Origin of the sequence: Rhizobium leguminosarum bv. viciae (genome assembly GCF_012276115.1) — a bacterium.
Lineage (GTDB): Bacteria > Pseudomonadota > Alphaproteobacteria > Rhizobiales > Rhizobiaceae > Rhizobium > Rhizobium leguminosarum_T.
The window spans coordinates 1-1,297 of sequence record NZ_WIEU01000053.1 but is presented as its reverse complement, the minus strand read 5'-3'; the positions used below and the strand labels follow the sequence as shown (position 1 = coordinate 1,297).

Annotated in this window: 3 protein-coding genes; all 3 read right to left on the bottom strand. The window is 60.4% G+C overall.

The window, feature by feature from the left end; genetic code table 11:
- Positions 1–365 (bottom strand): transposase (locus GFM02_RS34720; protein ID WP_205930596.1); only part of this gene is annotated, 365 nt, incomplete at its 3' end.
- A gap of 71 nt (positions 366–436) precedes the next feature.
- Complete coding sequence (tnpB, locus tag GFM02_RS34715; RefSeq protein WP_077988147.1) at positions 437–793, bottom strand: IS66 family insertion sequence element accessory protein TnpB; 357 nt, start codon at positions 791–793, stop codon at positions 437–439.
- A complete protein-coding gene (tnpA, locus tag GFM02_RS34710) occupies positions 790–1,221 on the bottom strand; it encodes an IS66-like element accessory protein TnpA (RefSeq protein ID WP_046669441.1) in 432 nt (143 codons plus the stop codon). The genes tnpB and tnpA overlap by 4 nt, the downstream gene beginning before the upstream one ends.
- Positions 1,222–1,297 lie beyond the last annotated feature (76 nt).

The window sequence follows — 1,297 nt, the reverse complement described above, 5'->3', positions numbered from 1 at the left end:
CCGATCCGATGCAGGTTATTGCGGCAGCAAGGACAGGCATGGTCATCGATATCGACCACGACCTCGATGCGCGGCAGGTGCGCTGGCAGCGAGCCCCGGTTCGTGCGCCGTTTGGCGACCTGCGCCTGGCGAAGAGCCGTGGCAGCCTGTTCCTTCTCTTCCAGTCCGTCGGCTTCGACTTGCTCGGCCTCTTCAAGCCCAAGCAGAAGCTGGTCCTCGGGAAGCGCCTCGGCACGGCGACCGAACCGGTGGCGCTGCAATTCCTTGATGATCTGACGCAGGCGGGCATTCTCCGCCTCGCGCGAAAGCACCATCGCTTTCAGCGCGTTCAGGTCATCCGGAAGCTCGTCCGCCGTTATCGTCATGCGCCAAGAACAGCATATTTTACCGCTCGGATCGAGAGGCTGGATGATGCTGATTCAATTGGTCGCGGCCGTCATCCAGCCCTTACCGGCGTGCGCGTTTCGCTCGGCGTATGCACGCGTTTCCAGTCCAATCCCTCGAACAGCGCCGAGAACTGAACGGCCGTCAGATGCATCGCGCCGTCCTGCATTCGAGGCCAATGGAACTCGCCATCCTCAAGCCGCTTGGCGACCAGGCACACGCCGCTGCCATCCCAGAAGATCAGCTTAATCCGGTCCGTTCGTTTGGCGCGGAACACGTAGATCGTGCCAGAGAATGGGTCAGCACCCATCTCCGCCTTCACCAGTGCTGCCAATCCTTCAGCACCTTTGCGGAAGTCGACGGGCTTGGTGGCGATCATCACCTTTACCGCACCGGACGGACCAATCACGACTGAGCCTTCAAGGCCTGGATCACGGCAGCAATGGTCGCGCTGTCCGTGCCAGATGCGATCCTGACGATCGCGCCGCCAACCTCCAGCTCGATTGCCGCAATTGGAAGTGCGCTCCTCGTTATCGTCTTTCGCCGTGTCGGGGGTGGCTCTGCCGGACGATCAATTACCGCTGGCACAAACATTGACGGCGAGTCTTGCTTCGCCTGACTTCGCACCTGCCGACGCCAGGTAAACAATTGTCCGGGCGACAACCCATGCCGACGCGCAACAGCACTGACCGACATCTCGCCGCTATAGCTCTCGGCGACAATGCGGTCCTTCTCCTCGTCGCTCCAGTCGCGGCGACGGCCTGTTCCCGTGAAAACCTCAAACCGTTGCAACGGCACATCTTCACTGGTGCCATGCGTAAATCCTGTAATCGTCATATGTCGAAGCCTCGTTCGGCAACAACATCAACAATCACACGCTGATCCGGAAGGTGGGGTCAAGGCACCGCTTACG

What these genes read in the sequence shown, in the direction of transcription:
- tnpA (WP_046669441.1), bottom strand. Translation starts at nt 1,221, where the DNA reads ATGACGATTACAGGATTTACGCATGGCACCAGTGAAGATGTGCCGTTG.